The following is a 23,130-nucleotide window of genomic DNA, read 5'->3' as shown; positions in this document are numbered from 1 at the left end:
AAGCTAAATCATACTTTTTCCTATATTCATACAGAAAGAACGGTTTTATATTGTGGATGGCTTCGGCCAACCGCCCTTGGAGTTTACTTCCATTTCTCCCCGGGGCGGCTCTCAGCTAATCAATGGCTAAACGCCACACTTTCGACAGCTACACCAACGGCATCAATTTGAGCTTTAGTTTTCACGAATACGCTTTGATTGCAGTAACCATGATCTCACGGGCTTGATCAGCAGTGATAGTAGAATCAAATGCAGGCCATGCACCAATAGCCTCTGGCATACCAGCTTCAACGATATTCCCAACGTAGTTCCAGTCAGATTCACGAAGCTCATCCACGCCAGTTTCAGAGCCGTAATCGGCTTTCCACACACGCCATGCGGGATGTTTCCATAGCTTCCCTGCCAGCTTTTTTGTGTACTGAATTACTGGCCTTGGCTCTTGCACCAGCAATTTTGCTGTGAACCACGCAAGTTCATCTAGAAGCAAATTGTGTTCTGACATTACGTCATCAAGCACGATAGCACCGACCGTGCCAGGGTGACTCGAAACGAATACAAACCAAAAAGGCGGGGCGCTTGCGCTTGGAAAACTATCAAACATTTCCTGCGTAATCGGATCTACCAGATCACCCTGCGCATCACGCTCTTGAAAACGCATTTCCCATAAATGTCTCATTATGGCGTCCCCGCTATCGGCAACACATATGTTAGATCAGCATTTTCCAACTGGTCTGGAGTAGTAGATTCATTCAGCGTAACGGTTATAGCATCAGCGGATGTAATGTTTACAGCAGCACCGTGCTGTGCATTTCCCGAGTAATCTAACAGCACTAAATCAGACGCCCAGTCTTCATCAACTCGATAGTCTCTGATCAGCGTTCCAGCGCTCCAGACTCTAGCACCAAGACACGGCCCGTCAAATTTATCTACGTTGTTACTAAATGCTATAGTGTCTATCTCTACCAATTTTGTTCCGGCTGTCGCATTAACTACTGACTCGACAGCAATACCATTTTCATAATACGTCATAGTGTTGCCTACACGCCCGAACCCGTAAGTTCGTAACTGTTCATCTGATGATACATTACCAACAGCAACATCAACGTTAATTCCACCAAGTCGCATACGTATTCTTGGGATGCTTGAAAGTTGCACTCTCTGTATTTTGCTGGCAGCGGAACTTTCTAACCCGAAAAACGTTTCTATCGTAAAAATATCTGATATAAGAGGGCCTTCAAACTCAAGCAGAAAATCACCCGGCAGGGAAACAATCGGTATTCTGTAATACTGTGATCCCGCTGACTCAAGTGGAGTTATATTTCTAGTCACTGTTGGCACTACATCAGTCGCAAAAACACTAGCCGCACTCAGCGTAGATTCGTTACCCGCCGCATCGTATGCGCTAACCTGAACTGAATACGATGTCTCTGCAACTAGTCCTGTGATCGAATATGGCGATGTTGCAGCTGCCTCAATTTCAACACTATTGACAAAAACTTTATAGCCTGTAACGCCGACTGCATCAGTTGACGCATCCCACGTAACCGATCCTGAATCACTGCCTGTAGACACACCCACGACATTATCGGGAACAGTTGGCGCAACTTGGTCTGTTACTGATACGGTACGCTGAACCTGAGTTGCCGAATTACCCGCTGAATCACTGACATTGTAACTTAACACGTATGATCCAACCGACCCAGTATCAACCGTTCCAGTAACAACGATTGACGCTGTAATGTCGCCGTCTTCATCATCATAAGCAGTCGCACCGGGATCAGTCCAAACGCTATCGTGTGCAATCGTTGGAGTAGAGCTGCCTAGCAACGTAATAACTGGGGCGTTGGTATCTGGTGTAACTGTAGTAAATGTATCAGCCGCTGATTGATCTGACTCATTACCCGCAGCATCAACCGCGCTCACGGTAACGCTATACGGTGTTGTATCTGTTAGGCCGGTGAAGTCGTAAGTAGTTGATGATGTGGTATCGTGCTCGACTGAATTTAGATAGACAACATAGTGATCAACGCCAACATTATCGCTTGCCGCATCCCATGTAGCTGTTCCGGTTGTTTCACCAGTCGCAGCCGCCAGAAGATTTTGCGGCACACTCGGTGCATCAACATCTGCGACCGTCATCACGTGAGAGCCAGCGCCATATTTCAGGCCAGTTGCTACATGAATCAGATGATATGAGAACGTGTATTCGCCTGGCAGGCCGGAAATAGTAGGAACGCCAGCAGCATCCAGCACAACAGATCCAGTGCCGCCCCCTGTACGCACTGCTGACCGCTGGAACACGATATTGTCATTAACAGCTAAACCGACCGCACCGAAGGCGACTGAATCAGCTGTAGGTGATGCGGTGTCGATAACAGATACGTTGAATGCTGACGCAGGAAGATAGCGAACATTATTAATGCTGATAGTGCCAGCGCCGGTAATTTCTAGCGTGTGATTGATGTAATCACCCACGGAATCCTTATGCAGTAATCCGTCTGCCGGGGCGATAGCGGTCATCTCTGTGTCGCTGATGACAGTGACATCTGTGCAGCTAACACCACCAATGGTGATAGCTGTCATGCCAGTTAAGCCGCCTGCAGGTAAGCGAACACGGAAAGAGGCGCTGGCGTAAACGTTACCGCCCGTGGACTTTATGCCCGAAGACTGTGTCTTCATTATCTGCAGATTAACCGCCCCGGCCAATAAATTCGGCTTGTACAGCGCATTAATAAATCTCATGCGGTTTACTCCGGATCGGTGATGTAGATTGACATGGGGACGCTGCCGCGAAACCAGACTTTACCCTGCTGAATCGGCTCGTTAATCGCATCAGATCGACCAATCATGCCGCCAGGGTATGCGAAGTTGCCGTCTTCTACCGCTGCGCCTGGGTCGGTGGGTGATAGGCGCCAGTATAGGATTCCGCTGCTGGGGTTTTGCACCATAAAATCATCGGTGGCGACTGTGATGCCTTCGACCCAGCCAGTATCAGTTACCAGTAACGGTACGGTGCGAGTGATTGCCATGGTGTTTCTCCAGGTGTTAGCGGGCCACCAGCGATCTGGAAGCCTTGATTATGTGTATTAGGGGTTTAGATTTAGCGGGGCTGGTTGTTGGTGACCGCGGCACCATCACCAAAGCCGGTGACTTTGCCGGTTGCATCAAGAAAGGTTGCGTGACTATCGCCAGGGAGCCATACAGCAATCCCTCCACCAGCCTGATGGTACATACCAACTGGGTTGCCGTCAGCATCACAGAGATTCACTTGACTAACTGGCTGCGCATAGGCGGTGGTGACGTTGCCGTCCATGGGGTGCGTTCCGAATAATCCGGTTTCGGGGTTGCGGCTGAGCTGCATAGGTTTTTCGGCGGGCCATTGGGTAGCGACTGTTGGTGTCGTTAATGCTGCATAAGCATCTGTGAGGCCATAGGCGGCAGCGTTATATAATCTATATGTTTGAGCATTGGCCCAATCACCAAACTGATTCTGATATTGCGCCCGCCAAGAGCCGACATAGTAAAAAAGCCGATACGAAGCGGGCCAATTATCGGCGGCATAAGCATCGCCTGCCGTTGCATAAAAAGGTAGGCCGTTCAAGGCTTGGCCTACATGATACAAACTCCCCTCAACAAAAGTACCATCATCATCAAATGCAGGGACTTCATGCGAATCTGGACTGTCCCACCCATCCGGTGCTGTAAATTGCCCATCAAAGCGCACATCAACAGGGTCACCGGTGGCGCAATCGATCAGCCCTGACAGGCCTTTAACGACATCGCCCAGGGTCATCTGGTCTACAGAGAATATACCCGCGCCCGGAGCAGTTGGGTCGTCGACCGGATAAGGCGCGGTGAGGTCGGTGTCTTCCAGTTTGTTGCCGCTGTTGTAATTACCCCCGGATGTGCCTGCACCTGTTCCACCAGCGTCTGGCTGGGTGGTGCCCTCTTCTTTGTTACCCTCTTCATCGGTGCTGGGGGTGTTGCCGGTGGTGCTTGAGCTGGTGCCGTCGGCATTGAAGTAAACAATGCCTCGCTGACCTTTGATTTTCTCTTTCGGTTTATGGGCGGGGATGTTGCCGGTTTTAGATCCCTCCACCCCGACGATCAGTTTTAAATCTTCTTGCTGTCGGTTTGCCATCAGAATATTACCTCGAGCAGATCATTACGGATCTCGATGTTATACGCCTGCTTTGACGATATTTCACGAGTGTCACGGCTTTGATCATCGATATCCTGCGTGTCGATAATGAGTGCAACCGGGGCTTTCAAACCATAGCGAACCGCTTTGCCGGGGCGTACTAGTTCTTGGAATATATAACCCGTCCAGTCTGTGTTCTGCTCGCCGTTCAATGGGATGGTGTGCGCCGACAGTTTGATCACTTGCGGCGTATAGTTTGCATCTACAATCGGCGGCCTGTTTGGCACGGTGATTGGCGTATTCGTGGTGGTGCTGATTGACTGACTGAGTGATAGCTCAATTTCTGTAGCGGCCTCTTTGTCTCCGAGATCGAATGTGTGGGTTATGGCGCTGACCTTCGCTTTTGCTTTAACTGTTCCGCCAGTGGTTTCAATGGTGTGATGCATCTCAACATCTGGCCAGCACGGCACCTCGAATTCGACGCGGTTGTCGCGGTGCCCTTTGATGATTTTTGTGGCTTCTCGGTTGAGCGCCGTCAGGGCCATGTTATTGAAACCAGCGATATCGGTTGCTTTGCTGATGAGATAATCACCGTTTGCACTCTGGCTGGCAGATGCTGGCGGTGCTTTGTGGGCTTCGTACGCTTCCCAATCGGTTGCGTCATAATCGTCGGCCACACCATAACTAACATCATTAGAGACTTCACCGTACTGTTGAATCGATTGCGGCGCCTGCAGCGTGATCTCGATAGATTCGGTAACATTCTGTGCCCAGCGTTTGCTGGCGGTCCAGGTAGCGGTGTTGGCATAGAGGTTAGTGCTATCGCTGACCGTTCGGCCTGTTTGTTCATAAACAGGGTTGCCGTTCTGGTCGGTCACCTGATTGCCGTCTGCATCCAGTTTTGGCGCAATTTTCGCTTTGTTGACCTTTGGGCTCCAGTGGATATCGCCATATTTTCCCGCTGGGTCCAGCCCTACAAACTGATAGTTATCATAGGGCCAGCCGGCGGCTTGAATCGCCTGTTTTAGCTGAATATTTGAAGGTGGCAGCCCCCACGAGCCGTAATAAAAAGCACTGAGGCCGCTATCAAAACTGAACTGACGTTCACGCCACCGCAGCAGCTGGTAGTTGTAGGTGAGTGTGATGGTTATTTTGTTAGTCACCCGGCCCCGCGACAGCACAGACGCTGTTGGATTGCGGTAATAAATCACGTCATCGTCGATGGTAAAATCTGGCGTTGCTTTGGGTGCCCATGGGGTTAACCGCCCGATACCATCGCTGCCATAGTCAAACGCGTAGGGAATGGTTTGCAGCCGCTGGGTTAACTCCTCATTCAGATCGGCGGGCTCAGTGAATACCGCCGGAGAGTGATAGCCAATACCCTGCACAAATGCTGCGCTGAGCGCATTGTTTTTTTCGGTGCGGCTGTCTGTGCATTCCAACGTGATTTTTTTATAGATCAGGTCAATTTTTGGCAGATCGACAATGCCGTCATACATCAATTTTGTTTTGCTGGCAGATGAAGCGGATATGGTTACCCGTTTTCCGTGATACTGACTCAGATTTTGAGGGCCGTAATCCGGTTGTAGGGTTAATGTTGCCAGCGCTGAATCACCCTCTCGGCGGGTGATGCTTATCGTGTCAGTCAGCAGGCCCGGGTCTATCACTGTATTGCCAATGGTGACGATCAGGTCAAACTCAGACCAGCCAAACAGCCCGCCCTCTTCCTGGTTAAACTGGTATTTAACAGCAGGGTCTTTAACGCGCTGAGCGACTTTAAACAGCGTGCCAGAGCCAGAGTGTTTAACAATCTGAGCAACATTAAACAGCCGCCCCTTGCCGGACTGTCTGAGATTAACAATCTGCGCAACATCAAACAGACGGCCGCTGCCAGAGCGTACTACTATCTGGCTAACGTTAAATAACGGCCCACTACCAGAGCGCACGACTCGCTGAGCAACTGTAAATAGCGTGCCGGATCCTGATGCCATGGTTTTCCTACTGGGCGCTTTCTGTTACGTCGTTGATGTTAAATCCGATCTCAGGTTGGGCGCTATTATCGCCCAGGGTGGTGACAGTGTTTGTCACTCTGATATGCACTTCCACCGCATTGGCCGAACCCGACAGCAACGTGTTGCCCAGCGCCAAGCCTGCCCCGGCGGTGGCGGCATCTAAACCAGCGTTAGTGGATGCGACTTTAAATTCTGTGGGTTCGTGCGTTTCTGATACACAGGTCCAGATGACTGATCCGTCAGCCACTGCCGAACCAATAGCCGTAGGCCATGTGGGTTCTGTTGCCCCGGTGGTGCCGGCTGTGGTGGCAACATAGCGGCGGTTATTACCGGCCGTTGGTTCAATAGAGTCATCCAGTGCTGCCGCCGTGCTGGCCACCCATTCAGGCAGTATATCCACCGGGGTGATGGTGATGTCATCCACCCCTGGGTTAACCGTGGTTTGCAACTGAGTGCTGGCCGACAACGACCCGAAATAGAGCACATAGTCACGGTTACCGTCTGATAGATCGCTCTGGTGCTCGATTATCAGCGGGCCGGTGAATTGAGTAATGAGCGCTGCATCTTCATACAGTTTAAACGTTACATCAGCCAGTGCCATGCGTTACCTCGCCACCGCGCGGGCGGTCTCTTTTGTAGAGTTATCCACAAATTGTTTTAGTTGTTTCAAAAAAGCCGGGTCGCCCATCAGCTTGCCGCTTATGGTTTTGCCATCTGCGGCGACATTGATATCGATGGACCCGACGGTTTCCGGGGTGTCGTTCATTTTCTGAATCAGACGATCGAGCACAGATTGCATGCCGTCGATGTCGTATGACCGGTCACTACCGAAGTTGAGGCCGTTCGGCCCCCGCCCAGCGAGACCATCGATGGTGCGCTGGGTTTGTTCGACAAAATACGCCATGCTGTTGGTGTCTTGCCGGTTGATCGCGGCATTCAGCGACCGGGCATAGTCAGAGAATATTTGAGAGACTTTCAGGTTTTTGTTGGCTACATCGTCTTGCTTGCCGAATACCTTTTCCCAGGCGGAAGAAGAAAAGCCGGAGGCGGCGGTTTTTGAGGGGGTTTTAATCGCGGCCGTTAGCGCATCGGTGGCGGCTGTATTTTGTTTGCTGGCTTCGGTGTTTGATGCCGTTACATTTTTTACACGGTTATCTTTCCCCGCCTTCACTACCTCAGATTGCATTTTTGCCACGGCTGAATCGATTGCAATTGAAGGGCGATCTTTTGCCAGCAGATCATCGAATTCCTTTTTTATCTTATCCGCCTCTTTTGAGAATGAGTCAGACATACCCCCAAAAAAATCAGGCGGCAAGGCGTCCTTATTTATTAGCTTAATTAAATCGTAATACTGGCTGTAGATGAATTTAAAAGCCTTTGCTGCTGTTTCGGCTAGTTTTAATATGACAATTCGTACGCCTTTAATAACAAGCTGCCATCCATAAAAAACATCAGCGACGAAACCGACCCCGGTGGCAATGCCGCTGACAACACTTGCGGCCACTTTGTCGAGGCCACCAAATTCGATAGCGATCTGGCTAATATAATTAGCAAAATCTTTCATTAATGGAGCCAGTCGAATAGTCATCTGGTTGAGGAAACCATCCCAGATAGTGCTGAGCTTTGCTTTAGCATCAACATACGCCTCGACCATCGCCGCTTGTTGACTGGTCATAGATGCACCAAGACTGTCAAACTCAGCTCCGGTTGCTTTAAGATCTGATGCAAACATGTTAAGCAGGTCAGACCCAGACCGGCCAAAAATGTCCATGGCAATACGGGTTTTATCAGCCTGCGATTGAACGCCATTCATCGCTTCAGCAATAGCATAAAATTGATCATCACTGTTCATTTGAGAAAGTCTTTCAGCACTTAAACCCAGGTCATCCAGCGCACGGACTGCGGTTGATAAGCCTGCTTTACCGTCTGATACCGTTTTCAACATTTTTGTCATAGACTTATCTAATGACTCTGTTGAAACGCCTGACAGTCCGGCCTGATACCTCAGCCTTTGAAGACCACTTGTATCTATTCTCAGGCTTCCTGCCTTCTTTGCTAGCCTATCTATCTCTTCAGAATGACCATTAACAATAGCTACAATCGTGGCACCAGTTGCCAGCGCAGAGGCTGCGAAGGCGGTTGCTAGTGAGTTTACTTTTGCCCGGATATCCTTAGCCCAGCTGTTCACATTTTTCTTTGATTTCGCCAGTTCACTGACCAGTTTGGCGCTATTCGCCTGCAGTGATACCACCAGCGTTGAGATAGTTGCCATTTATCAGGATTCCTGTTTAAGCATCGCCCAGCCGTGATAAAAGCCAGGCTTCGTGCTGCTCTGGGGTGAGTGTCTTGGCGAACTCGCGGTCTTTTTCTTGCTTATAGCGATCAATAAAATCGCTATCCTGAGTCATATCAAATGCGATGTACTCGCCTATATCGGCTGAGTCCATCACTTCAATCATCTGATTAACCGGCATCCCCATCCGCAGCGACAACCCTATGGCATAGCGACGGAATGGACGCCGCATTAGTTTTTTGCGAGGTCTTCCAGATCGGCGTCGGTGATGCGATTGAGGCGCTGTGCCACTTCAAAAACGCGATCAAGTGCGGCAACTGATTTAGACCCAAGCTTCGTGATATCTTTCTCTGAAAACATCAGATTGCCCGCTTCATCTACAACACACGCCGCTAAATACTTAGCCCGGGCGTTGGTTAGGTTAGCGCCGCCATTTTTGCCTATTACGCTAGCCTCCAATTTGTCCCTCGCAGTGCCGGACATTGTGCCGACCATCACCTCACCACCCCATTCAGGCACTGGCACGACTTCGGTTTTGTGATCATCAGCTGCAAGAATCTGATCGCGTGTTAATAGAGCCATTTCACCACTTCCCTATCGGGCACTTAGCCCGGTTAAATTTCGTTTTTACACTCAACAAGCAACCGCATTTTCCGCAGCGCTTGACGGTGAGCGTGTGGATAAGATGTGGACACTGAGCGCAGGCGTTTAACCGGCGCTCAGTGTCTGATGAGGTGGCTATCATACGGCTGGGACGAAGCTAGAACCTTTGGTTGGTGAACCAGATACCCGGATGCTGATGTCGCCTTTGTAATCTGAGTCAACCCCGCCATCAGTGAACGGAAAGTTTTTGATATAGGCTGTGAACTGTCGGTATGTGCCCGTTGGCCACACCCAGGTGATCAGCCGAGACGCGCCATCTTCATAGGCCGCCTCAACCTCAGCCAGTCCGAGATCATCGTCTGCATGAAGGACAGACAACGTGACGGTGCCATAACGCTTAATACCCAGCGCGATCACCTCAGCACTGTCTTTTAGTGTGGTGCGGTCTTTTTCCGCACGCTCACCATCAAGACCTGAAATACCAGTGTGGCTTTCAATTTCAATATCGACACCGCCGGTATCACGAATGTAAAACTGAGTGCCTTCGGTTGGAATAGGTGTAGGCATGGTTCATCTCCAGGTATTAGCCCCACACCGAATATTCGATGGTGAAGCGGAACGTTGTTGTTTCGGGTTCATGTAATGGCCTGGTGGCCTTGCGAATAGCAATCAGGGTTTTAGCTGCAACCGCAGCTTTAATGACGGCTATCACCGCGTCGCGCTTGGCTTCGGCTGATTCGAGATCATCCGCCCAGCAATCAACCGCGATATACTCGTTTTGCATGTTCATCTCGCCTTTCAGCGAGTTAATCGGTGAGTCAGATATATAACGCACAATAGCGCAGGGCATCGGCTGGCTTTCTGACTTCCAGCCCCGGCCCGGGTTAGTCACCCCGGCCGCATCCAATACTGTATAAACGGCGATATCGAGGCTCATTTTTTACCCGTTTTAGCTGCTTTTTTAACGGCGCGATCTATTGCGGTAACCAGCTCGGCTTTAAAAAGGTTAAGCACCTGGTCTTTATTCTTGATAAGCGCAGGCGTCAGGAACGGGTCAGCCGCCTGATTTTTTGTGCCATATTCCTGCGCGATCACTTTCTGGTTTACCCCGGCCAACTTGTGACCGCCCTCGGATTTACGGGCTTTTTTGCGGGTGTTACCCACGCTGACCACCACCGCACTGGCGTGGCCTTTCCCTTTTTTGGCTGATATCGCCAGCGATTCTTTGGTGTCACCCGAGTCGACATTTACATTAGCTTGCGCGTCCGACAATACCGGTTTCATGGCTTTACGGGCAGCAGACCGTAGCGTTTTAAAGCCCGTTTGTGCACCGAGATCTAACAGCGCTTTTTCGAGTTCTGCCAGGCCCTGAACGTCGGTAGTTATTTCCATCTGTCACCTTGATCAGCGGCGGTAATGTTTGCACACCAGCCGCAACTCGCGTTTGCGTTCGTCCGGTATGACGGCGGTAATCTCGTAAGTATCTGCGCCGTGGGCAACCTGCATCGCCGTTGTGATGCCGGGGCGATAGCGAATAATCACAGTGACATCGTTGGTTTGTGCGCTGGATTCCGGCAGCCATCTTTCACGGCCGGTGATTACCGACACTTTTGCATAGATGTCAGCCGCGACCGCGACAGGCGCATCTGCCGGGACACCGGTTGCACTTTTTGTGTTCTTTGTCTGCTGGATGGTGACGCGATGCGGGTAACGCATTTAACCTATCCTCATCACGCGGTGCGGGTTTAATAGCGCATCGACGGCAAAATCTATCGGGCCAGCACTCACGCCGACAATCACGGCCTCGCGGTTGCGGTACCAGTGGGCCACCAGCATGCGCATACATTGTTTGATGCTGTCCGGCACATCAGCCGCAGCACCATAGCCGCAAGTGAAATTCACGGTGACTGGCTGCGGGTGTCCTGATTTAACGGACGGCCATGACTCCAGCGGCACAATACGCCCCACGACAGACGCGGTGTCGATGTAATATGTCACCGGGTCGAGCGTCTGAGTGGCTCCATCGACATCGATATACGTCACAGATTCAACCGACAGCAGATTCGGCGTCAGCTCAATCAGTTTTCCAAACCCACCGATATACTGTTTTTCTTGAGTGATCAGCGGCCGACCGGTGAACGTTTCACAGAATGAAGCCGCAGCAGCAATAAACTGATCGATCAATGCGTCTTCGTCGGTGATATCCGCGTCGATCTGGCACTGCACGCGGGCATCTTCCAGCGTGATCGGCTCTTCAGCGGGAGGTGTGGCTTGAATGATTGGCATAGTGGTTACCTAAACAGTCTTAACGAAAGGCGCAGGGCTGCGCCCTTGAGTAAGAGCGCTTACTCCTAAGATTGGCCTTCGCTTTTCGCTTTTTCTTCTGCGAATTGCTCGGGCGTTTTCTTCGACTCTTTCGCCACCTTCAGATGCTTAACAGCCACTTCAGCACAACGGTCGCTGACCACCTGTTCACCGGGTTCATACTGATTCACTGTATTGCCGTCATCCGAGTGTCTGAACGGCTTTTCAACGATGATTACTTTCATGGTTTATTACTCCAAACAACAAAGGCCCCGAAGGGCCTTTGTATTTTGCTTAACCACCCAGCACTTATGCGCTGAGCGTCAGCACCTTCACCGCATTGGAATCAGTGAGCATGCCGCCGACTCGCTTAGTGGTATAGAAGCCAACGTTTGGCTTGTTGGTGTACGGATCGCGCAGAACGCGGGTGCCAGTACGATCAACAATGGTGTAAGCCCGCTTGAAGTTGCCGAACAGCACTGAATTTGCATCTGCTGCGACCACCGGCATATCTTCGTTTTCTGCGACAGAGTAACCCAGCAGAGAAGACGCCTGACCCGCCTGAAGCCCAGGCACCCAGAGATAGTTACCCTGACCGTCTTTAAACGTGCGGATTGTGTGCAGCGTGGTGCCTGCCAGCATCCACTGCGCACCATTACGATATTTAGACCGCAACGTATAGAGCAGCTCAACCAAATTGTCTGCATCAAAGCTGCCAGACGTTCCTGAGTGAACTTTCTGCAGCTGCCCGAACGCCCGCACACTGTCAGCAGTGGTTGCCAACGTTGCCGCCAAAATACCCTTGGGTTTATTGGTGCCATTACCCGTCAGGAAAGCTGTGCCTTCTTGCTCTGCGAATTCAATCGCCACTTCATCTGACAGCCACTTTTCGGCATCGAAGAACATGTCGTCCAGCGAGGTCTGTGTTGCCTGTGGGTTCGCGTATATCTCGCCCATGGTTGCGACGATTTGCGCTAGTGTCGGGGTGTCGGTTGCAGGACGTGCATCAGCTTCCCCTACCCAGCCAGAACCAGCGCCACCCAAGTTGACCAGTTTTTTGTAGTCAGATGTGGAGATGGTGATCTGGTTGCACACAGCCCGCATGGGTGACTCATCACGCATTAGCTGAAGCAGAGTGCGGTCAAGCTCTTCCGGAACAGCAAAGCCACCGTCAGCATCAACGCCAATACTCAGCGCTTTTTCCTGCAGTTCTTGTAGGCCATCTTCACGACCTTTGCGCAAGAACTGAGAGAATGCAGCTTTATGCTCTGCGACTTCTTTCTTCACTGCAGTGCCACCAGGACGTTTCAGCTCCAGCAGTTCTTTTTCAAGATCGGATTTCAGCTTATCCAGCTCGTCAAGCTTACCGTTCAGGGTGTCGACCTGACCCGTCAGCTTACCTTTTTCTGATTCCAGCGCTTCGACACGTTTGTCATTTTTTTTCTGGAACTCTTCAAACTGGCCTTTCAGCTCTGCTGCAACCAGTTCAACATCTTTTAATTCAACAGCCATGATTATTCTCCTGAGAATAATGATGTTAGGGATTTAAGGGATTGCAGTGCTTTTTCTGTCTCAGCGTCTCGCAGATCCAGCGCACCATAGCCATTCGCCATAAAACTTTTGGCTTGCGTTCGGGACAACCCAACATCTCGCAGGGCGCGTTCCATATCGCTCGGACGAGGCACCTGGCCTTTTTCGAGCGCGTTTTTTACATCAGAGATACGTGCCTCTTCATTTGAGGCAAAGGTGACCAGTGAAACCTCCCAGAGATCTATCTCTTTGAGAATCCAGGCGTCTTTCTGATTGTCATAATCGTATTCGTTGAGCATATAGCCGATAGACAGCCCACCAAGCGATCCCGCCTTCATGTGCGCATGAGCGCGTTTTGCTAGCGGGTCGTCATCGATGAGTAGTCGGCCTTTCACATACAGGCCGTTTTCGTCCTCTTTCATCTCGGTATAAATACCGACAGGCTCACTCATCTTGTGCTGCCACAGCATCGCAGGCAGACGGCCTTTTTCTTTCCACGCCGCGAGTGACTTTTCAAAGGCCCCTTTGATGACGATGTCAGAATCACTATCTTTCACACCGAAGACAGAGCCGTAACCTTCAAACTCCCCGGTCTCGGTGACAGATTTTATTTTCAGCGGCACATCAAGCCGTTTTCGGGTCAGCATTGGTCTGGCTCTCCGGGTTTATCGTCATATTGAGAGGCGTTAAGTACAGATCACCGCCATCTCTTGGGTTCATGTCTTCGAGTTCACGGCAGTCATTCGGGCTGAGGATGCCCCAGTTAATGCCCTGACCGTATGATTCATAGCGTGATTTGAGATCACCGCGCAGCAGTGCCCCCGCATTGAATTTTGCGTAATACTTGCCTTGGTCTTCTTTCTTTAGCAGGCCGACATTAACCCGGCTTTCGATGCGTGTCAGATAAGGCACCAGCGCATAATTGACGAACGACAGGCCGAGGTGTTCAATGTTGTTGAAAGAGGCTTTATCGAGGTTTGCCACCAGGTGAGGCGGTACTCGGAATATGGCGCAGATCTCATCCCGTTGGAATTTGCGGGTTTCGAGAAACTGACTGTCTTCAGAGTTAAGCGCGACGGGCTTCCAGTTGAGACCCATCTCTAAGATCATCGGTTTATGGGCGTTAGTCAGGCCTTCATGATTATCTTTAAACTGTGTCTGAAGGCGCTTAAATGCCTCATCAGTCAGTTTCTGTTCAGTGGTTAGAACACCAGATGTCACTGCCCCATTGCTGAACAGTCTCGCGCCGTGTTCTTCTGTCGCCAGCCCAAGACCAACCGCCTCGCGGGCGTATGCCACCGGGTTTAATCCGGTTAAGCCGTCGAGGGTTAATATCCGCACATGCCAGATCAGATCCTGATCGAGCGTTTCTTTTGTGCCGTCCTTCCACGTGACTTCGTAGCTGGCTTTATGGTCCTCAAGCTTTGGCTTTACTGCGCTTGGGTCAAGCGGTAACAGTTCTACAACTTCTCCAAACGCTTTTACTTTATATGCGTAAAAATTGCCTCGCAAACACAGGCAGGCGATTAGCATTTCCCAGAACTCCTGGGCGGTCATGTAATCATTAGGGGCCGTGGTTAGCAGCCGATATACCTTGTGGTTAACCGCTGATTCCCTTTGATCGCCATTCATCTGATACAGTTTACAAGGAAGCATACCAACAGACTCTGACAGCACTCTCACGCAACCAAAAACCGTCGTCAGCTGCATGGCTTTCTGGCTTGATACGCCTCTGCCTGAATATGTGTCATAACCATAGCCGATCGCTGATGCGATCTTCTCTGGTGTATCCAGTAATTCAGTAGATTTGCTGCCAAACAGGCGGCTGAAAAATCCCATTAAAGAGTCCTGATTCCGTGAGTTTCAAGATGATCAGAAAGCGATTCTTCTTTCGCATCACCTAACATAATTCGCCCAATCGCCATCATCAGCGCGACCGCGCCGTCGATCTTGTTGTCGTTGCCTTCTTTCGTGGCGCGGACAATGTCATCGTTTCCGGACATATATTTGCCGACAACGTTCGAGATACACCAAGTCATGATTGGGTTGCCGTCATGATGGAACCGGCCAACAGCAATAGCCGCCTCCAGTTCTTTCATGGGGTCGCTGATGTGTGTGAAGTTCTGAATAATGGTGACCGGGTTTAACCCCTCATCCGCCAGCTGGTGCGACAAGTTGGTCGCGCCGTGGGGATCGATCGCACAACAGACAACCGGGGCCGTCTCCTGTGTATCAAGGGCCTCGGCTAATATCTCGCGGTAATCAATCTCGGCTCCGTCTGTCGGTGTCAGATAGCCTGCGTTAACCCATCCCTGGTAACGTTCGGATAAACGGCTGTTATCTTTATCGAACACGGTGTCTTCTGGCACCCAGAAGCACGGCGCAACACAGTAATAATGGCGCTTGCCATCAATCATGCGGTGAAACACGCGGGGCATGCTGTTCATGTCCAGCTTACGCGCCAGGTCCATACCCAGCGTGCACTCTTCGCCCTGGAACTGATCGAGCGTCAGGCTTTTATCTTCGCAAGCTTTCCACTTTTCCATATTGAAAAAAGCGGTTTTTGACTGAACCCACAGGTTTAAATGCTTGGTCTTAAATGTGTTAACGTGCCGGGGGTTTTTAATAGCCCTTTGCTGTTGGCCGATCAGATAATCTTCAAAGACCGAGATACCCATATTCGGGTTGGCCTTGCGCAACGCTTCGACAGATGTCCAGTCGTCGCCCTCATCGATAGTGAAGATGATGCCAAACAGACTATCGTCCGGCGTCGTTTCCTCCAGCATTTCTATCACGCGCCGGCGGTGGTCATAACACGCACCAGCAATATCAAAGCCAGCGGTGGTTATCGCCCAGATCAGCGGCTGTTCACGCGCACCCATGCCGGTTATCATCGTGTCATACAGAGCATTGTCTTTATGCTCGTGATACTCATCGACAATCGCGCAGGATGGCGACGACCCATCCCCCGGGTCACCAATCACCGGTTCAAACTTGGAATCGTCCGACTGACGATTCAGGTTTTTAGCATTGATCTCAATACCAAAATAATTAGTCAGATCCGGTGTCCGGAGGCACATCTGCCGAGCGGGGCGAAAAACTTCCCACGCTTGTTTCTCAGTGGTTGCGCCTGAGTAAACTTCAGCACCCGCCTCACCATCAGCGGCGAACATATAAAGCCCGGCACCCGCGCCCACGGCAGACTTGCCATTCTTGCGCGGTATCTCAGAATACGCTTCACGAAACCGGCGCAGCCTGTCTTTTTTCCGCTTCCAGCCAAACACAACTGCAAACTGAAATAACTGCCATGGCTCAAGCTTTAGCTTGCGGCGCTCGCGGGCCCACTTGCCTTTTGTATGCGGTAGCTTCTGAACAAAGCGACAGGCCCGTTCAGCAGCCTCTTTATCAAACCGATAACCAAAGGCGCGGGTTTTCGCCTTTTCCAGATCATCAATCTGCCGCTTACACGCCAGCATGACATAACGACAAGCAACAACCCGACCAGCGACAACGTCACGCGCATATTTATTAGCGGCGTTAACGTTGGGATAACTGGCCATGTATTAAAACTCCGAGAAATCATTCCCCCCGGCGCCACCACTGGGCCCCATTAGCCGCCCACGGGCGGAAGGATCTAAACCAAGCATCGAGCCGAAAGTGGCGATCTGACGCAGCGCTTCATTTTTTGCAGTGAGTGCAGGATTCTTAACAAGACCACCTGTCGCGCCTTCAACCGTAAGGCCGTTTTCTCTCACCTCTTGCTCAGCCATTCTGAATGTGGAATAGGAAGAGCAAAACGCCTCAAGATTATGTAGGTCAGTCACCGCCAACACTTTCTCTTTGCAGAGATGCGGACAAACCGTGCGCCACATTTCTGCAGCCAGTTCATCAAGCCAGCCAGGCGGATCAACATTCTGCATCAACTGGAATTCAACAGCGTCATGGTTAGCATGCTTGCTGCCCGCCAACACTTTCTGACGGTTCGGCTTAGGCTTGCGACCCCGACCAGGAGCCACCGCTTTCCCTGCCATAGCCCCTCCCGGATTATTTTTTAATTTTGTCCACGTAAAAATTGACTTGAGTGGACGGTGTCCTGTGGCTCAGGTTGTAGAGATTTAACCCGCCCCCCCCTGTCAGGAGCTGCGGCGGATAGCCCTCAGCTTCTCTTCATGGGTTTTCTTGTCTGAGCATGACTGACACAACAACTGCAAGTTATTCAGGTCGTCAGTGCCACCCTCAGCCGTTGGAATGATGTGATCGCATATACAACCAACAACCACGAATTTGCGCTTTAAATGCTCTTCGCATAGCCCATTAGCCCGGCTTTTTACGATTTCGCGCAGTTTTCGCCACGATCTACCACCACGTCCACGGCCAGCACGTCCGCCGGTCCACGGCTTAGCTTTATCTGCATGCTGTTCACAATAACCATGGCGCTCGGTTGATGTGCCAGAGCAACCACGCACACGGCAGGCTTTCGGTATTCTCGGGGGCATTTACTTCTCTGCGTCTGACCAGGTGCGGATGCTTTTCTTATCAGCGTTGCATTGTTGGATGACTGCTTCGCATCGAGCAATGTAATCACCGAATGTAATCCCATGCTCCATCGGCGAATGAATACTATCTGTCCAGATGAGCGGCACTGACTCTCTAATCATCTGAGTCGGTAGCGGGGCTGAACTCGAACACCCGGTTAACAATGTCATCAGAGATAACAGTATTAATACACTCAGCGCCCTGTTGCTGCAGATCATGTTCAAGTTGCCTCGCCTTCTGTCTGATTGCCAGGCTATCTTCATAAGAGACCAACAGCATTCTATCGGTCTTCAACTGTCGCTGGTGCTGATCGAGCAGCGCTGAGCGCATGTCATCAATCACCAGTTCATACTGATCAGCCTCGCTTGATAGCTGACCGATACGGTAAGTCTGCCAGGCAGCGGCGGCAAAAACCGCGACAAACAGCGCAATCAATACGACCCGGGCAGACATCAGTTACCCATACACTGCTGATATTCAATATTCCGCCGTTTGATCAGCCCATCTAACCGCTGGCCCTTAAAATAAACCCAGCGCTTTATTTGTTCACATGCGCCAGCATAGTCACCAGCATTTAATTTCTTAACCAGGGTAGACCCGCAGAACGCACTTCCGCCGATGTTATACGTCAGCGATACAAACGCGTCGAACTCATGCTGTTGCAGAGGCACACTCACACAGCCCCGCACCGCGGTTTCAAACCGTTCAACATCCGCCAGCGCTAAGGTAACTGCCTTCTCGGGGGTGATGGTGTCGCTAGGCTGAACGCCTGATGTGGTACCAAAGCCGATTGTTGCTACGTCCCCAGACACTGGCTGATAAGCGTTTGAACGATACCCTTCATGGGTCAGGATACCCACAAATCCGGCAGCACTGAGCGACAGTGCAGCAACAACCAACCGCATCTTCATCACAGCAGCCCACTATCACATTGGTTTTTTAATGCCTCTATCCGCAACCGATGAAACTCTTGTTCACGGCGGTCTCTACGCCAATTAGCAACAACATTGACGACCAACCCGATAACAACACCCGCGATACCAGCAATAACGCCAATATCAGCCATGGTTATCATCTCCGGACTTTCTGCAATTCGTTGAGAGATACCAGCGCCGACAGCAGTCACGCCAGATCCTTTGGTCACATAACCGCTATAGGTAATAACGGCAGTGTCCACTGTCGAGTGCTGGTTCAAACTAAACTCCTGCTGGATAAAGGGCTCAAATCTCAGGCATAAAAAAGCCCCACCGAATGGCGAGGCTATGGTTCTTGGGCAACGATCCCAACTTAGAAATATCGTAGGATATTTGTGTCGATAAATCAACACACCACTGTATTAATTTACAGGCTGTATGAATTAACAGATTAAAAAGCATATAGCACTGCGCTGCGCTAGGCCTTCGGCTCGCGAGCATTACCGCTATGTTTCTCGCTCCAGATCGCGCCGGGGTGAATACAAAATATCGTCTACTACAATAAATCCCTTTTTCAGCCATTGCGTGACCTGGGCTGGGGCTACTCCTTGCGCGGTCGCGAATGCGCGCTGTGAGCCGGAGAACTCATCGGCGATGTATTCGCCGAGTGTTCTGGCCGCAGGTCTTACTGCTTTTTTCTGCTGATCGCGTTTTCAAGCGCTGCGCTAAAGTCAAATTCGGCCCCGACTTCAACAAGAAAATCAAGCTGCGCTTCAATGCTTCCATCGTCTGTATATCCCGACTCTTCTGCCGCTTCCCATGCGTACTGCCCAGCCATTTCCTCAGCTTCGCGGGTGTCACTGCCGCCGAAATACTCACTTACATCTCCGGCTTTGCTTGCATTTATAATCTCTACTACTTGCTCAATTGATGCTGCTTCAGTGATTGCGTTAGTCATTTCCGTATCCTTTTTGCTTTTCCGGTTTCGGCCACTCCTCAACCTTGAATATAGTATATAACTATATTTATGTATGTAAAGCGTTTTGCTATATTTTTTGCAGAAGTTTAACGAAACATAACAACGCTTAGTAGCTGGACTGCGCACTGAGCGCTTACCCCTGTCTGCTATGCTATCCCCCACAAACATACTCACAGTCACAATATCCCTGCAGCGCGTCGATAGCTAAATACACGCTAATGCCCGGCAACACACAAAACAGAACTTTATCGTCGCCTTCCTCATAAAGAAAAACTCTTCCATAGCCATCCAGGGCCCAGCCGTAACGTCTCATCACGCCACATCACACTCTCGCAGCTCTATATAATCCGCAATAGTCGCTTTCCCCCGATATAAACTTTTCAGGAATGTCGACCGGCTGACATCCAGCAGCGCTGCAATACGCTCATCAGTGTGATAGTCGCACTCATTGATAGGGTCCGGGCGGTTTTTAAACAGTGACCACGCCACCAGCGACCGGTGCTGATTGATGCTCTGCTTCTCAACCAACTGCATCGCCTTGCAGGCCCAGCGGGTCTGCGGGTCGTTCGGCTCTTTGAATAACAGACTGATCTGATAGATCATCGCGTTATTGCTACCGCCACCGCCGCACCCGTCCGGCAACTGTCCCAGATAATCGATCATGCGGCCCAGTTGATGCTCGCCACGAAAACCGGCGTCCTGGTTAAGCTGGCGGGCGATCTCAACAGAGATATACCGATCAACGACGTTCTTTATCTTCAGTTCGCTTATCATTGCCAGGCCTCACCGTGCACCACCCAAAATATCGATAATCTTCAAACTCAAACATCAGCATCTGACGCTTTACCAGATCACCCGCTATCAACTTAACCGCTCTGTCATACGCCTGCAGCGCTTTACGCATGGCCGCCTTATCTGGCCAGTGGCTTAACGCGGCATTAGCGGCTTCATGCTCTGGCCTCATCCGTAGAGCGCCAGCAGCGCGGCATCACGCTTATCTTCGTTACTCTTACCAGTCCAGCCGGTTAAGCGATTAAAGAACTCAGCGTCACCCTTGGCCTTCTTAACGTGGCCCACCAGCGGCCTGACCATCTTGTAGTTAGCCCCGGCACCATTAAGATATTCCACCAGCAACCGCACGATCGCTTTAACCTGGCCAACGTTCTGAGCAATCTTTCTCATAGCCGCTGGACTGGTACCCGGGCGAATAAATACAGACTTATTGCACTCCACATCTTCAACATGAAACACACACTGATGCTTATGCTCATCAATAAACCGGCACAGGTCGAAAAACGGCATAGCATCCAGCGTGATGATCGTGCCGTCTACTGTCACCGCTACACCGCTTTTAACCAGATCTGGATCGATACCGATAATCATGACTGACAAGCCCCGGCAGGATCTCTTTCATTTGCTCCAGCCTCTGCTGCCAGCGCAAAATAAGCGGCCCCGTCTTCATAATTATCTAACTTGAACATGCCCTGCTGACTGCGGACCATTTTTAATAGCGCCATCAACAGCCACCCCTGCTCTTCAGTCAGAAGGTTACCAGTGACGGCATTAAAAGCGTTAACCGTTGCCTCCATGCTGCGCTCGCCATCTGGCTTATCGTAAGTAACGGAACGATCCTCCATGTGCTTTGCGCCAGCCATTAACACCTCTGAAGGCTTAACCGGTGATTTCTCTATGAATGACACATTCAGCTTTGCGCCAGGTTCATGCTGATCAATACCGTCTGGAGTGGCTTCAGCCTCCGATGATTTGAAATGCTTATCAGCACACTCGATGGAGCACAGATAAATACCATTCGTCATAACAAACTGCTGATCTTTGCCTTTAACTCGCTGGCAAATATGACACTTAATAACCGAATCAGTCACCACACATCACCTCTTTCACATAGTTTTCAAGCTTCGCTTTTGCCGCGATTGTGCCGCCCGCTTTAAGATCATCCAGGGCCGCCATAATCACCGCTCTGGCTTCAGTCAGCGCCCGCTCTGTGCGTTTCATGCCTGACTGCATGGCGTTGATGTTGCGTTGTTCCTGATGTGAGCTCATGTCGTTACCTCGCGGGTTACCAATTTGTGTCATGGAGATCGGAAATAGCCGCCGACACCGTAGCGCGTCGGTCTGCCGGGGTGGTGTTATCCGGCGGGGTTTCCTGTAGTCGAACCATCTGGCGTTTCAGGTGCTGCGCCAGCTTGTGCTCCCAGCCCGATTGATTAAACGCGGCGGACTGAGATACCCAATAGCTGCGAAACTCGCCCAGTTGAAGCTCCTGCGCATCAGAATCAAACAGAGCGAGGTTAACGCCCATCACCCGGCAGTGATCCGCCAGGGCCGTCGAGGGCTGCCAGTCCCAGTGCATCTCAAACCGTTGACGATTGACTGGGCTGCTCAACGCGGGCGGTTGATTGGCCAGCAGATCATCAGCGGTCTGGGTTGTCTCGATACGCAAAGCCGATGGGGCATTTTCATCGCTGCTGGTGGGTGCGCTCTCCTCCGGTTCAATGACAGGTTCAAAAGAGTGATAGGTTCTGGGGTCAGATTCTGACCGGGTCAGGGGGTCAGATTCTGACCGGGTGGGTGTTGTATTCTGACCGGGTTTATTCTCAACCGGGTCAGAATTTGACCGGGTTGAATCAATAGACCCTTTGCTAATCGTCAACAGATACCGGTTGCTGCTCTTGCCATCATTCCGGGCTTCGATCTTTAAAAACCCATCCTTTTCCAACTGCTTAATGTGCGCCTTAACCGTGCTGCGCCCCATCTCACACTGATCAGCCACATGCTGATAAGACGGCCAGCACTCGCCCTTATCGTTGGCGTTATCAGCCAATTTGATTAAGACGAGTTTGCGCCCGTGGTTACCCACTTTTACGCTCAACGCCTCAACCATCAACGTCATGCTCAAACCATTGCCTCCTGGTGCAGAAAGCAGCCATCCCAGTTCGATTTCATAGGTAACTCACCGTTAAGATAAAATTGATAAAGGCGCTTGGCACCCTGTTTGAGCAGCACAGGCTTAAAGCTCTGGCACTGCTCATGAGTGACCGGGTGTGTCCAGTTGCGACACGAATCAGCCACATAACGATCACGGTATTGGCTGTTCGCCTTATAGCCTTCAAAACCCGCCCGGCGGATCCACCCTTTCGCCGCTAAAAACTTCTGCACCTGTTGAATATTCACTCCGTTCAGGGTGCGGGCAAAATCAACAATGCCCACACCGTCGCTGAAAAACCGGCTAAGGTGGTCGTTTTCATGCTTTAAAGAATCGTTTTCGAGGGCAAGCTGCTGCTTTTGTTCAGCCTGATCAGCCCAGGCTCTAGCGGCCTCAACCGGGTTAGTAAAGTCAGGCAGTGCAGAGCGAGTTTCCAGTTCCTGCCACCGGTCCACCAGCCGCGCCGTAAACTCAGGGGATAGCTGAGCAACAATGACATAACTGTCACGTTTGGTGATACGATACTCAGAAACCGTCTGACCGCGCTCATTTTTAACATCCTCAGATTGAGGAAGTTGTATAACGCCCCGGGCGGTCAGCATTTCAATCGTGCGCTTAACGTTATCGTGACGCTTCTCAACAAGATCAGATATTTCGCGGCTACTCATCACCATCTGATAGTTGCAGGTTGTCAGTGCATGATTCATACTCGCTACCTCAGTTAGTTGATAAATGCCGCTTAGGGGTTGCCGCCCCATTGATAGCGGCTTTTTATTGTCTGTGCCTGGCATCTTCCACCTTCACATCTGCAGAGCAGTCTATGAGCAGCCAAGACACTCATTGAATGCCAAGGGAAGTCGAACTACCCATAAAC

General features: G+C 50.9%; 32 protein-coding genes. All 32 read right to left on the bottom strand.

From position 1 onward, the window contains the following. Positions 1 to 181: 181 nt before the first annotated feature. Entirely contained in the window at positions 182 to 676 is a 495-nt protein-coding gene (locus Q0499_RS02690; protein ID WP_299195775.1) for a hypothetical protein, read from the bottom strand. Continuing rightward, positions 676 to 2,742 (bottom strand): immunoglobulin-like domain-containing protein, encoded by a 2,067-nt coding sequence (locus tag Q0499_RS02685; RefSeq protein ID WP_299195773.1) that lies wholly within the window; start codon positions 2,740 to 2,742, stop codon positions 676 to 678. The genes Q0499_RS02690 and Q0499_RS02685 overlap by 1 nt, the downstream gene beginning before the upstream one ends. 5 nt (positions 2,743 to 2,747) lie before the next feature. Beyond that, a complete protein-coding gene (locus tag Q0499_RS02680; protein WP_299195771.1) occupies positions 2,748 to 3,029 on the bottom strand; it encodes a hypothetical protein in 282 nt (93 codons plus the stop codon). A 71-nt stretch (positions 3,030 to 3,100) separates the two neighbouring features. After that, positions 3,101 to 4,141 carry a hypothetical protein gene (locus Q0499_RS02675; RefSeq protein WP_299195769.1) on the bottom strand — a complete coding sequence of 347 codons (1,041 nt, stop codon included), beginning with the start codon at positions 4,139 to 4,141 and terminating at the stop codon, positions 3,101 to 3,103. Then, positions 4,141 to 6,132, bottom strand: a complete 1,992-nt coding sequence (locus Q0499_RS02670) for a hypothetical protein (RefSeq protein WP_299195767.1) — start codon at positions 6,130 to 6,132, stop codon at positions 4,141 to 4,143. Before Q0499_RS02670 ends, Q0499_RS02675 begins: the two co-directional genes overlap by 1 nt. A gap of 7 nt (positions 6,133 to 6,139) precedes the next feature. Continuing rightward, positions 6,140 to 6,754 carry a hypothetical protein gene (locus Q0499_RS02665; protein WP_299195765.1) on the bottom strand — a complete coding sequence of 205 codons (615 nt, stop codon included), beginning with the start codon at positions 6,752 to 6,754 and terminating at the stop codon, positions 6,140 to 6,142. A 3-nt stretch (positions 6,755 to 6,757) separates the two neighbouring features. After that, on the bottom strand, positions 6,758 to 8,404 hold the full coding sequence (locus tag Q0499_RS02660; protein WP_299195763.1) for a hypothetical protein: 1,647 nt from the start codon (positions 8,402 to 8,404) through the stop codon (positions 6,758 to 6,760). A 37-nt stretch (positions 8,405 to 8,441) separates the two neighbouring features. Beyond that, the gene (locus tag Q0499_RS02655) at positions 8,442 to 8,678 is read right to left on the bottom strand and encodes a hypothetical protein (protein WP_299195761.1); all 237 of its coding nucleotides are present in this window, start codon (positions 8,676 to 8,678) and stop codon (positions 8,442 to 8,444) included. Further along, positions 8,678 to 9,028, bottom strand: a complete 351-nt coding sequence (locus tag Q0499_RS02650) for a hypothetical protein (RefSeq protein ID WP_299195759.1) — start codon at positions 9,026 to 9,028, stop codon at positions 8,678 to 8,680. The genes Q0499_RS02655 and Q0499_RS02650 overlap by 1 nt, the downstream gene beginning before the upstream one ends. A 159-nt stretch (positions 9,029 to 9,187) precedes the next feature. Next, a complete protein-coding gene (locus Q0499_RS02645) occupies positions 9,188 to 9,616 on the bottom strand; it encodes a hypothetical protein (RefSeq protein ID WP_299195757.1) in 429 nt (142 codons plus the stop codon). Between the two features lie 16 nt (positions 9,617 to 9,632). Next, positions 9,633 to 9,986 (bottom strand): DUF3168 domain-containing protein, encoded by a 354-nt coding sequence (locus tag Q0499_RS02640; protein ID WP_299195755.1) that lies wholly within the window; start codon positions 9,984 to 9,986, stop codon positions 9,633 to 9,635. Continuing rightward, entirely contained in the window at positions 9,983 to 10,441 is a 459-nt protein-coding gene (locus Q0499_RS02635; RefSeq protein ID WP_299195752.1) for an HK97-gp10 family putative phage morphogenesis protein, read from the bottom strand. Before Q0499_RS02635 ends, Q0499_RS02640 begins: the two co-directional genes overlap by 4 nt. 12 nt (positions 10,442 to 10,453) lie before the next feature. Beyond that, positions 10,454 to 10,765 carry a phage head closure protein gene (locus Q0499_RS02630; RefSeq protein WP_299195750.1) on the bottom strand — a complete coding sequence of 104 codons (312 nt, stop codon included), beginning with the start codon at positions 10,763 to 10,765 and terminating at the stop codon, positions 10,454 to 10,456. Then, positions 10,766 to 11,335 carry a head-tail connector protein gene (locus Q0499_RS02625; protein WP_299195748.1) on the bottom strand — a complete coding sequence of 190 codons (570 nt, stop codon included), beginning with the start codon at positions 11,333 to 11,335 and terminating at the stop codon, positions 10,766 to 10,768. A gap of 65 nt (positions 11,336 to 11,400) precedes the next feature. Further along, positions 11,401 to 11,598, bottom strand: a complete 198-nt coding sequence (locus tag Q0499_RS02620) for a hypothetical protein (RefSeq protein ID WP_299195746.1) — start codon at positions 11,596 to 11,598, stop codon at positions 11,401 to 11,403. 64 nt (positions 11,599 to 11,662) lie between these two features. Further along, the gene (locus tag Q0499_RS02615; protein ID WP_299195744.1) at positions 11,663 to 12,865 is read right to left on the bottom strand and encodes a phage major capsid protein; all 1,203 of its coding nucleotides are present in this window, start codon (positions 12,863 to 12,865) and stop codon (positions 11,663 to 11,665) included. 2 nt (positions 12,866 to 12,867) lie between these two features. Then, complete coding sequence (locus Q0499_RS02610; protein WP_299195742.1) at positions 12,868 to 13,530, bottom strand: HK97 family phage prohead protease; 663 nt, start codon at positions 13,528 to 13,530, stop codon at positions 12,868 to 12,870. Further along, positions 13,508 to 14,722, bottom strand: coding sequence for a phage portal protein (locus tag Q0499_RS02605; RefSeq protein ID WP_299195740.1), 1,215 nt, complete (start codon positions 14,720 to 14,722; stop codon positions 13,508 to 13,510). Before Q0499_RS02605 ends, Q0499_RS02610 begins: the two co-directional genes overlap by 23 nt. Further along, the gene (locus Q0499_RS02600) at positions 14,722 to 16,443 is read right to left on the bottom strand and encodes a terminase large subunit (protein WP_299195737.1); all 1,722 of its coding nucleotides are present in this window, start codon (positions 16,441 to 16,443) and stop codon (positions 14,722 to 14,724) included. The genes Q0499_RS02605 and Q0499_RS02600 overlap by 1 nt, the downstream gene beginning before the upstream one ends. 3 nt (positions 16,444 to 16,446) lie before the next feature. Continuing rightward, positions 16,447 to 16,914 carry a phage terminase small subunit P27 family gene (locus tag Q0499_RS02595; protein ID WP_299195735.1) on the bottom strand — a complete coding sequence of 156 codons (468 nt, stop codon included), beginning with the start codon at positions 16,912 to 16,914 and terminating at the stop codon, positions 16,447 to 16,449. Between the two features lie 102 nt (positions 16,915 to 17,016). Beyond that, on the bottom strand, positions 17,017 to 17,379 hold the full coding sequence (locus Q0499_RS02590; RefSeq protein WP_299195732.1) for an HNH endonuclease signature motif containing protein: 363 nt from the start codon (positions 17,377 to 17,379) through the stop codon (positions 17,017 to 17,019). A 154-nt stretch (positions 17,380 to 17,533) separates the two neighbouring features. Further along, entirely contained in the window at positions 17,534 to 17,872 is a 339-nt protein-coding gene (locus tag Q0499_RS02585; RefSeq protein WP_299195730.1) for a hypothetical protein, read from the bottom strand. Further along, positions 17,872 to 18,330 (bottom strand): lysozyme, encoded by a 459-nt coding sequence (locus Q0499_RS02580; protein WP_299195728.1) that lies wholly within the window; start codon positions 18,328 to 18,330, stop codon positions 17,872 to 17,874. Before Q0499_RS02580 ends, Q0499_RS02585 begins: the two co-directional genes overlap by 1 nt. After that, a complete protein-coding gene (locus tag Q0499_RS02575) occupies positions 18,330 to 18,614 on the bottom strand; it encodes a hypothetical protein (protein WP_299195726.1) in 285 nt (94 codons plus the stop codon). The genes Q0499_RS02580 and Q0499_RS02575 overlap by 1 nt, the downstream gene beginning before the upstream one ends. Before the next feature lie 404 nt (positions 18,615 to 19,018). Beyond that, positions 19,019 to 19,291, bottom strand: coding sequence for a hypothetical protein (locus tag Q0499_RS02570; protein ID WP_299195724.1), 273 nt, complete (start codon positions 19,289 to 19,291; stop codon positions 19,019 to 19,021). A 333-nt stretch (positions 19,292 to 19,624) separates the two neighbouring features. Beyond that, a complete protein-coding gene (locus Q0499_RS02565; RefSeq protein WP_299195722.1) occupies positions 19,625 to 20,086 on the bottom strand; it encodes a hypothetical protein in 462 nt (153 codons plus the stop codon). Then, positions 20,052 to 20,276, bottom strand: coding sequence for a hypothetical protein (locus tag Q0499_RS02560; RefSeq protein WP_299195720.1), 225 nt, complete (start codon positions 20,274 to 20,276; stop codon positions 20,052 to 20,054). Before Q0499_RS02560 ends, Q0499_RS02565 begins: the two co-directional genes overlap by 35 nt. Next, positions 20,273 to 20,695 carry a hypothetical protein gene (locus tag Q0499_RS02555; RefSeq protein WP_299195718.1) on the bottom strand — a complete coding sequence of 141 codons (423 nt, stop codon included), beginning with the start codon at positions 20,693 to 20,695 and terminating at the stop codon, positions 20,273 to 20,275. Before Q0499_RS02555 ends, Q0499_RS02560 begins: the two co-directional genes overlap by 4 nt. Beyond that, on the bottom strand, positions 20,692 to 21,129 hold the full coding sequence (locus Q0499_RS02550) for a DUF6378 domain-containing protein (protein WP_299195716.1): 438 nt from the start codon (positions 21,127 to 21,129) through the stop codon (positions 20,692 to 20,694). Before Q0499_RS02550 ends, Q0499_RS02555 begins: the two co-directional genes overlap by 4 nt. Positions 21,130 to 21,187: 58 nt before the next feature. Then, a complete protein-coding gene (locus Q0499_RS02545; RefSeq protein ID WP_299195714.1) occupies positions 21,188 to 21,373 on the bottom strand; it encodes a hypothetical protein in 186 nt (61 codons plus the stop codon). 16 nt (positions 21,374 to 21,389) lie between these two features. Continuing rightward, positions 21,390 to 22,223 carry a DnaT-like ssDNA-binding domain-containing protein gene (locus Q0499_RS02540; RefSeq protein ID WP_299195954.1) on the bottom strand — a complete coding sequence of 278 codons (834 nt, stop codon included), beginning with the start codon at positions 22,221 to 22,223 and terminating at the stop codon, positions 21,390 to 21,392. 2 nt (positions 22,224 to 22,225) lie between these two features. Continuing rightward, positions 22,226 to 22,963: a Rha family transcriptional regulator gene (locus Q0499_RS02535; protein WP_299195712.1), complete on the bottom strand. Its 738-nt coding sequence runs from the start codon at positions 22,961 to 22,963 to the stop codon at positions 22,226 to 22,228. Positions 22,964 to 23,130 lie beyond the last annotated feature (167 nt).

The organism is uncultured Amphritea sp., from assembly GCF_937127095.1.
Lineage (GTDB): Bacteria > Pseudomonadota > Gammaproteobacteria > Pseudomonadales > Balneatricaceae > Amphritea.
This window is presented reverse-complemented; position numbering and strand designations above follow the sequence as displayed.

Excerpts from the sequence above, each read along its gene's own strand:
- Q0499_RS02690 (WP_299195775.1), bottom strand. The coding sequence starts at position 676 with ATGAGACATTTATGGGAAATGCGTTTTCAAGAGCGTGATGCGCAGGGT.
- Q0499_RS02685 (WP_299195773.1), bottom strand. The coding sequence starts at position 2,742 with ATGAGATTTATTAATGCGCTGTACAAGCCGAATTTATTGGCCGGGGCG.
- Q0499_RS02680 (WP_299195771.1), bottom strand. The coding sequence starts at position 3,029 with ATGGCAATCACTCGCACCGTACCGTTACTGGTAACTGATACTGGCTGG.
- Q0499_RS02675 (WP_299195769.1), bottom strand. The coding sequence starts at position 4,141 with ATGGCAAACCGACAGCAAGAAGATTTAAAACTGATCGTCGGGGTGGAG.
- Q0499_RS02670 (WP_299195767.1), bottom strand. The coding sequence starts at position 6,132 with ATGGCATCAGGATCCGGCACGCTATTTACAGTTGCTCAGCGAGTCGTG.
- Q0499_RS02665 (WP_299195765.1), bottom strand. The coding sequence starts at position 6,754 with ATGGCACTGGCTGATGTAACGTTTAAACTGTATGAAGATGCAGCGCTC.
- Q0499_RS02655 (WP_299195761.1), bottom strand. The coding sequence starts at position 8,678 with ATGCGGCGTCCATTCCGTCGCTATGCCATAGGGTTGTCGCTGCGGATG.
- Q0499_RS02650 (WP_299195759.1), bottom strand. The coding sequence starts at position 9,028 with ATGGCTCTATTAACACGCGATCAGATTCTTGCAGCTGATGATCACAAA.
- Q0499_RS02645 (WP_299195757.1), bottom strand. The coding sequence starts at position 9,616 with ATGCCTACACCTATTCCAACCGAAGGCACTCAGTTTTACATTCGTGAT.
- Q0499_RS02640 (WP_299195755.1), bottom strand. The coding sequence starts at position 9,986 with ATGAGCCTCGATATCGCCGTTTATACAGTATTGGATGCGGCCGGGGTG.
- Q0499_RS02635 (WP_299195752.1), bottom strand. The coding sequence starts at position 10,441 with ATGGAAATAACTACCGACGTTCAGGGCCTGGCAGAACTCGAAAAAGCG.
- Q0499_RS02630 (WP_299195750.1), bottom strand. The coding sequence starts at position 10,765 with ATGCGTTACCCGCATCGCGTCACCATCCAGCAGACAAAGAACACAAAA.
- Q0499_RS02625 (WP_299195748.1), bottom strand. The coding sequence starts at position 11,335 with ATGCCAATCATTCAAGCCACACCTCCCGCTGAAGAGCCGATCACGCTG.
- Q0499_RS02620 (WP_299195746.1), bottom strand. The coding sequence starts at position 11,598 with ATGAAAGTAATCATCGTTGAAAAGCCGTTCAGACACTCGGATGACGGC.
- Q0499_RS02615 (WP_299195744.1), bottom strand. The coding sequence starts at position 12,865 with ATGGCTGTTGAATTAAAAGATGTTGAACTGGTTGCAGCAGAGCTGAAA.
- Q0499_RS02610 (WP_299195742.1), bottom strand. The coding sequence starts at position 13,530 with ATGCTGACCCGAAAACGGCTTGATGTGCCGCTGAAAATAAAATCTGTC.
- Q0499_RS02605 (WP_299195740.1), bottom strand. The coding sequence starts at position 14,722 with ATGGGATTTTTCAGCCGCCTGTTTGGCAGCAAATCTACTGAATTACTG.
- Q0499_RS02600 (WP_299195737.1), bottom strand. The coding sequence starts at position 16,443 with ATGGCCAGTTATCCCAACGTTAACGCCGCTAATAAATATGCGCGTGAC.
- Q0499_RS02595 (WP_299195735.1), bottom strand. The coding sequence starts at position 16,914 with ATGGCAGGGAAAGCGGTGGCTCCTGGTCGGGGTCGCAAGCCTAAGCCG.
- Q0499_RS02590 (WP_299195732.1), bottom strand. The coding sequence starts at position 17,379 with ATGCCCCCGAGAATACCGAAAGCCTGCCGTGTGCGTGGTTGCTCTGGC.
- Q0499_RS02585 (WP_299195730.1), bottom strand. The coding sequence starts at position 17,872 with ATGTCTGCCCGGGTCGTATTGATTGCGCTGTTTGTCGCGGTTTTTGCC.
- Q0499_RS02580 (WP_299195728.1), bottom strand. The coding sequence starts at position 18,330 with ATGAAGATGCGGTTGGTTGTTGCTGCACTGTCGCTCAGTGCTGCCGGA.
- Q0499_RS02570 (WP_299195724.1), bottom strand. The coding sequence starts at position 19,291 with ATGACTAACGCAATCACTGAAGCAGCATCAATTGAGCAAGTAGTAGAG.
- Q0499_RS02565 (WP_299195722.1), bottom strand. The coding sequence starts at position 20,086 with ATGATAAGCGAACTGAAGATAAAGAACGTCGTTGATCGGTATATCTCT.
- Q0499_RS02560 (WP_299195720.1), bottom strand. The coding sequence starts at position 20,276 with ATGAGGCCAGAGCATGAAGCCGCTAATGCCGCGTTAAGCCACTGGCCA.
- Q0499_RS02555 (WP_299195718.1), bottom strand. The coding sequence starts at position 20,695 with ATGATTATCGGTATCGATCCAGATCTGGTTAAAAGCGGTGTAGCGGTG.
- Q0499_RS02550 (WP_299195716.1), bottom strand. The coding sequence starts at position 21,129 with ATGACGAATGGTATTTATCTGTGCTCCATCGAGTGTGCTGATAAGCAT.
- Q0499_RS02545 (WP_299195714.1), bottom strand. The coding sequence starts at position 21,373 with ATGAGCTCACATCAGGAACAACGCAACATCAACGCCATGCAGTCAGGC.
- Q0499_RS02540 (WP_299195954.1), bottom strand. The coding sequence starts at position 22,223 with ATGACGTTGATGGTTGAGGCGTTGAGCGTAAAAGTGGGTAACCACGGG.
- Q0499_RS02535 (WP_299195712.1), bottom strand. The coding sequence starts at position 22,963 with ATGAATCATGCACTGACAACCTGCAACTATCAGATGGTGATGAGTAGC.